Genomic DNA, 5,681 nt, shown 5'->3' with positions numbered 1-5,681 from the left:
CCTCATAGGAGTGCAGAAACGACATCTCGACCGTGGTGACGCCGTATTCGTCTTGTTTGACAACGGCTTTCGACAGACGGCCGTCCCAGCGCGCGCCATCCTTGTCAACGGTGATGTGGATGTTCTGGGTGGTCCGCGTGCGCGAGATCGCCCACTGCGAAAGATGATGCTCGTAGGGCAGCACGATGACGCCGGTCCCGGATTCATTCAGCATCCAGGTGAAATTGGCGCTGATCTCGCCCGCGCAGGTTCCGCGCAGCTGCCAGTCGCCATCCCAGAACCGAATGAGCGGCGGTTTGGTTCGCAACACCTCACGCTGCGCCTTGTCTTTCAGCGCGTTCTTGTAGATAACAGGCAGGTCGTTCACCGTTGTCATTGCAGCCCCCAGGGCCGCGACCAGCTGCGCGGTTGCACGGCCATGACCGAGGCGCCCGCTGGCGCGCCGGTCACCTTCACCGGCACAACGGTTGCCGACGTGTAGGGCGGGATCATGTACTCGAATCCACGGCCACCCATGAGCGCCCACATCTGCGATCGGTCGGCCGCGACGAGAGTTTCACGCGCCGGGTCGGTGTCGACGACCAGATCCTGACCCACGACCGTGTTCGGTAGCACCACAACACGATCCGCGTCCTCTTCGGCGCGGTTGTGGTAGTTGTTGCCGAAAGAGAAGTCGGGCAAGGTCCAGCGTCCCGGCGCCGAGCACACCCATTGCAGGTACATCGGCTGATCGGTCGGATTGGCGACGGTCACCGCGCCGGATTGTGTGGTGCCGTTGGTCGTGCTGATGGTCGAGACCCAGGTGCTCGTCGCGGGTTCCTCCACCCACCAAGGCAATCCGGCGGTGCAGGTCATGGTGACCTGACCCCACAGGTTCAGGTGCGGGTCCTTGTTCGGTTTGAAGTCGGGTTGCTGCGACATCCGCAGCGCGAGCGAGCGCGAGCCGTAGCTGGTGGTCACCGTCATGATCGAATCCGCGTCGTAAGCCCAGGCTTTGCGCCAGGCACTGTCAACGGATTCCCAGGAGCGACCGGCGATTTCGAAGATGTTGACGCCGAAGACAACTTCGCGTCGGTTGGTGCTGTACCCGCCGTAGGTCGCGCCGTTCTGGAACGCGGTCTGGTTCCAGATCGTCGTGACCGGCGCGTCGTAGAGTCCGCTCGGCGCGGTCCCGAGATCGACGCCTTCCCGGCCGCGGCCTTGTCCACTGATCGTCCACGTCGAACCATCGACGCCGGTGATCGTTATCAGCGCAGGACTAGTCCCCACTGGTTCACCTCAACTCTTTCCCTTGTGCTGCAATGAATGTGGTTGCGCCATCAGCTGACGTAGACGGCCGCGATGACGCCCGCGCCGACCGCGAGTCCGGTTCCGTTCTGGTGCATCTGCACGTCGATCACGTCATCGGCCTGGAGTACCGGCGCGACCGTGATCGGCACGGTCAACGGCATCTCGGCGGCCAAGTTGGTGCCGGCAGTGAGCGTGAGCGAGGCGAAGCTCTGCTGCACCACTCCCGCCCGCAAGTGCCGAACTGTGAAGGTGGCATTGTTGGTCACCGCGCCCGTCACAGTGACGAATCCGGCTGGTGCGACGAGAGTTACGTCGGTGACGGTGTCGCCGCTATAGAAGGCCGACCTGTACACCCCGGCGACGCCGATCACGTCGGCACCGCCGGCGGCCTGCGCGGGCAGGATTGCCGAATAGATCATGTGTTTTCCGTTCTCTGTTGTCGCGACATCGCTGCTACGCCCACGACGCGGCGACTTCGCGTTGTGCCGCGAGTGTTGTCGCGCGAACATGCGCGCTGTCGAGGTGATTGGTCGTGAGGTTGACCGTGGTCGAGTGATCGAAGTGATGCCGGTTGACCACGTGCGGCAGCGCCCGGGACGGGACCGCGAAGGCGCCTTGCCGTACCGCGATCACCTGCGCGTCCCGACCACTGATGGTGAGCGAGTCACTATTGATCGCTTCCAGCAAGGCGATATGCCGACTGGCAGACGCGGCATTCACCACGAACTCACCGTTGGACGCCATAATCGGCACCTGGTCATCGCGCGGACCACCCGGACCACGCACGACACCACCGGTGGCCATATGCGCCGCAGCCCATTCGACCATCGCGTCACCGATGAACCCGTATCCGATACTGCCCCCGCCGAGCCAGTCCGGCAGCGGAATATTGAGGCGCTCGAGCACCGACCCGATCGCGTTCACGACGACCGCGACATAGTGGATCACCGTCTTGAACACGCCTTCGACCCCCGAGCCCATGCCGCTGAACGAGTCCGAGATACCCTTCGTCACGTTGCTCAGCCCAGCGGTCGCCGAGGCGAAGACGTCCTGGAAGAATTTGCCCACCGGTTCGAGCGTGTTCTTACGCACGGCCTCGAAAACTTTCTCGATCGTGCCCCAATTACCGATGATCAGCGTCACCACGCCGATCAGCGCCGTAATCCCCAGCGCGATCATGCCCAACGGGGACTTCATCATCGAAGCGTTGATCTTGCCGTGGGCGCCGATCCACGACTTGGTGGCACCTTGCACATTCTTCTGCGCGGTCGACGAATTCTTCATCGCCTTGGTCAGATTCGTGAGCCCCTTAGGCGCCTTCGCCCATCCCCCAACCATTTTCGCGTGCGCGACGCCGTGGCCGGCCATCGCCTTGATGCTATCCCGCAGCGCCGTCGCCTTACCCTTCAGCGCCGTAATTTTTGCTTTTATCGCCTTGATCGCGGCGCCGGACTTACCGGCATTCGGTTTACCTTTGCCACCGGGTGGTTTCTGCTTTCCACCAGGGACGGGTTTGCCGGTGTCAACCTTCCCGCTGCGTCCGCCGCGCTTATCGGCCGTCTCGGGATCATATTTCTTATTTGTCTTCGGATCCGTTTTATCGTAGCTGTCGATAATCGACTGATACAGCTTGTCACCGGAGAGTCCGGCTTTTTGCCGGCGACGCACCATCCCGTCGAAGGTGGGACCATCCTTATTGCGGTATTTCCTCCAGTCTCTGAACTGAAGCCAGCGAACGCCCAGCCTGCTTTTCATCATATCGCGCGAGTCGAGGCGCGCTCTATGCCGAACATCTTGCAGTCTTCTGGCACGTTCCTCCAGCGAAACACCGGCATCCTCCCACGCTTTATCGAGCGGCGAAGCCTTCGCGAGCTCGGCGTTATACCACCGTCGAGCGCCCTCGAAACTCAATGAGCGATCGGCGGGGCGGTCAGCGCCGCTTCCCTCGTCCGAATCCATGGTTGTCACAACGACACTCCCTATGTGACCTCATCGCCGCGTTTCACATCCGACAACAACACGGACCGTCACAGGGCGTAGAAAAGCAGTCGGAGAGCGATCCGAAAGACCGCTCTCCGACTGCTAGAGGTGTGAGTTTAGTTAGATTTATGCGCAGTGGTCGCGAATGTACCGGGAAATCTCCTCGATATCACTCTTGGATCCAGCCACTCGACCCCCTTCGTCGGGCCACCAGCTGAATCTGAGTAGGCTCTTTCCGCGCTTCAAGTGGGTGCGGTTGTAATCGATACCCGCATCAGGTCCGTCGTATCCGTATACGACACGCCACCCGTTCTCGATGTAGGCATCGAGCACCTGGCTGTAGCACTTCGTCGGAATATACGACTCCGTGGGAAGTCGGCGAATTCGTTCCACGCCATCGAAACATGAAGCCTGCACCATGTTGTAGAGCGCCTTGAACTCCATATCAATCCTTAATTCCAGAGTCGTCGCGATCCTGAGCTCGCACCAAGGATATCAACGTCGAACCGCGGCGTAGGTCAATGCCTTTCGGGCTGCCAGCGCGGTGTCGTGGGTATGCGCGTGACCGGACGTCGGCGCGCTGATGTTGACCGAGAGGGAGCGGTCGAGGCGATCGCCGCTCGGCGTGATCGGGCTGACAATCGCCAGTTGAGGGCGGTCGGCGAGGGCCAGTGCCCGGGCTTGGGCGCCTGCGGTCGCCGGCAATGAGCGCGCGGTGGCCGCGTAGCCGGACCCGGTGGTCGACCTGGATTCGTTGTTGATCGCCTCGAGCACACTGCGGTGCTTGGCGGTGGCAGCCGCGTTGACGACGAACTCGCCGTTGGACATCAGCACCGGGACCGCGTCCTCGCGCGGTCCGCCCGGTCCACGGACCAGACCACCATCGCGCATCTTGGTCGACCATTCGATCAGGGTGTCGCCGATCTTGGCCAAGCCGAGACTGCTTCCGCCGACGACGGGAACCCAACTGGGAACGGTGAAGTCGAGCTTCTTCAGTACCTCGCCAACGGCTTTGAGTACGGTCGTGCACGCCCGTTTCAGGGCATCGAAGACCTTGCCGACGACTTCGCCGACAGATTTGAACGCTCCCGAGACCACCTGGACGGTCTTCTTGAACGCCGGGACAACCGTTTGGCTCCATACCTTCTCGAAGAAGTTGATGACCGGTTTGAGCGCCTTCTCGAAGGCCTTGACCAGTGCGTCCTTGAGCTTGTTCAGCCAGTTCATGATCTTGTCGATCCATGGCTTGAGGTCGTCGACGATCTTCATGATCATGCCGAGACCGCCCTCGCTCAGGGCCTTGTCCAGCTCGCCTTGCTGCTTCTCGTGCTCGCCGTGGTCCTTCGCGGCGTTCTTGTGATCGCCGCTCGAGTGCTTGACCGCGGCGGCGAAGGGCGACATGCCGGTCGCGGCTGCCTTCGCCGAGTCGACCAGCTTCTTCGTCGCTGTGGTGTGCGGGGCCTCGAGGGCATCGCTGGCCTTTTGCGCGGCGTCGAGTTCCTGCTGCGCGGTCGCTATCGCCTTGGCATCGTCACCCTGACCATTACCTTTATCCGCGGGGCCACCCTTGCCGAGCGGCTTCTTCGGGGCTTGCGGTTTGCCGGCTGCGGCCGGCTGTTTTCCGCCGGGCCGTTTGACCCCCGGTGCCGGACGCGCGGCGCGCGGTTTCCCACCCGGCTGAGCAGGTGTGGCCGTCGACTTGGCCGCGCCCCCGGGAGACTGCTGTTGACGCGCCCGCATACCCATCGGTGCCGCTGCGGCAAGCGCCGCGGCACCGGCGACGCCACCAGCCGCCGCCACACCCTCTTCGTCTTCGGCCGCGGCGTCGCCGTCGTCATCGAGTTCGTCATCCTCGGGATCGAGATCGTAGAGTTCTTCTTCGTCCGCGTCGAGGTCGTCTTCGGGCAGGGATCGGTCCATCGTCTACTCCTTGGTCATGCGTCGCCGTGGGCTACCGCCGTCCGGCCGCGTAGGTGATATCTCGCTGCGCGGCCACGGCTTTCGCGCGCAGGTAGGCGCCGTCGTGCTGGGTCGTCGTGAGGTTGATCGTGGTTGACCGATCGAATCGGTGTGTGGTCGCCACATCGGGTAGCGCCTGCGCCGGTTTGACACGCGAAAGGCCCAGCGAGGCAACAACTTGCGCATCCCGACCGCCGATATTGAGGGTGTCTTTGTTGATCGATTCCAACAGCGGCCCGTAGCGCGCCGTCGCCGCGGCGTTGACCACGAACTCGCCATTGGACGCCAGCACCGGCACCCGGTCCTCGCGCGGTCCACCTGGGCCACGCACCACGCCGCCATCGGCCATCCGTACCGACGCCGCCCACGACGTCATCGCCCCACCGAGCCCAGCCAGGCTGAGCGTCGCGCCACCGAGCCAACCGGGGAGGCTGAACTCGATCTTGGCGACC

5 protein-coding genes and 1 pseudogene are annotated in these 5,681 nt (G+C 62.9%); all 6 read right to left on the bottom strand.

Annotated elements, in window-relative coordinates:
• A pseudogene (locus tag ACFWF3_RS22025) lies at window positions 1–367 on the bottom strand (phage tail protein); the annotation flags it as partial.
• Between the two features lie 5 nt (window positions 368–372).
• Complete coding sequence (locus ACFWF3_RS22020; protein ID WP_379315093.1) at window positions 373–1,269, bottom strand: phage tail protein; 897 nt, start codon at window positions 1,267–1,269, stop codon at window positions 373–375.
• Between the two features lie 50 nt (window positions 1,270–1,319).
• Window positions 1,320–1,709: a hypothetical protein gene (locus ACFWF3_RS22015; RefSeq protein WP_379315092.1), complete on the bottom strand. Its 390-nt coding sequence runs from the start codon at window positions 1,707–1,709 to the stop codon at window positions 1,320–1,322.
• A gap of 34 nt (window positions 1,710–1,743) precedes the next feature.
• Window positions 1,744–3,258, bottom strand: coding sequence for a hypothetical protein (locus tag ACFWF3_RS22010; RefSeq protein WP_379315091.1), 1,515 nt, complete (start codon window positions 3,256–3,258; stop codon window positions 1,744–1,746).
• A gap of 507 nt (window positions 3,259–3,765) precedes the next feature.
• Entirely contained in the window at window positions 3,766–5,190 is a 1,425-nt protein-coding gene (locus tag ACFWF3_RS22005; RefSeq protein WP_379315090.1) for a hypothetical protein, read from the bottom strand.
• 31 nt (window positions 5,191–5,221) lie between these two features.
• On the bottom strand, window positions 5,222–5,681 hold a 460-nt coding region (locus ACFWF3_RS22000; RefSeq protein ID WP_379315089.1), incomplete at its 5' end, for a hypothetical protein.

This window comes from Nocardia sp. NPDC060220 (assembly GCF_042727815.1).
In the GTDB taxonomy this organism is placed as follows: domain Bacteria; phylum Actinomycetota; class Actinomycetes; order Mycobacteriales; family Mycobacteriaceae; genus Nocardia.
Note: the sequence above shows the minus strand (reverse complement) of the source record. Positions and strands in the feature narration are given on the sequence as shown.

Coding starts and splice junctions, on each gene's coding strand:
- ACFWF3_RS22005 (WP_379315090.1), bottom strand. CDS start 5,190: ATGGACCGATCCCTGCCCGAAGACGACCTCGACGCGGACGAAGAAGAA.
- ACFWF3_RS22015 (WP_379315092.1), bottom strand. CDS start 1,709: ATGATCTATTCGGCAATCCTGCCCGCGCAGGCCGCCGGCGGTGCCGAC.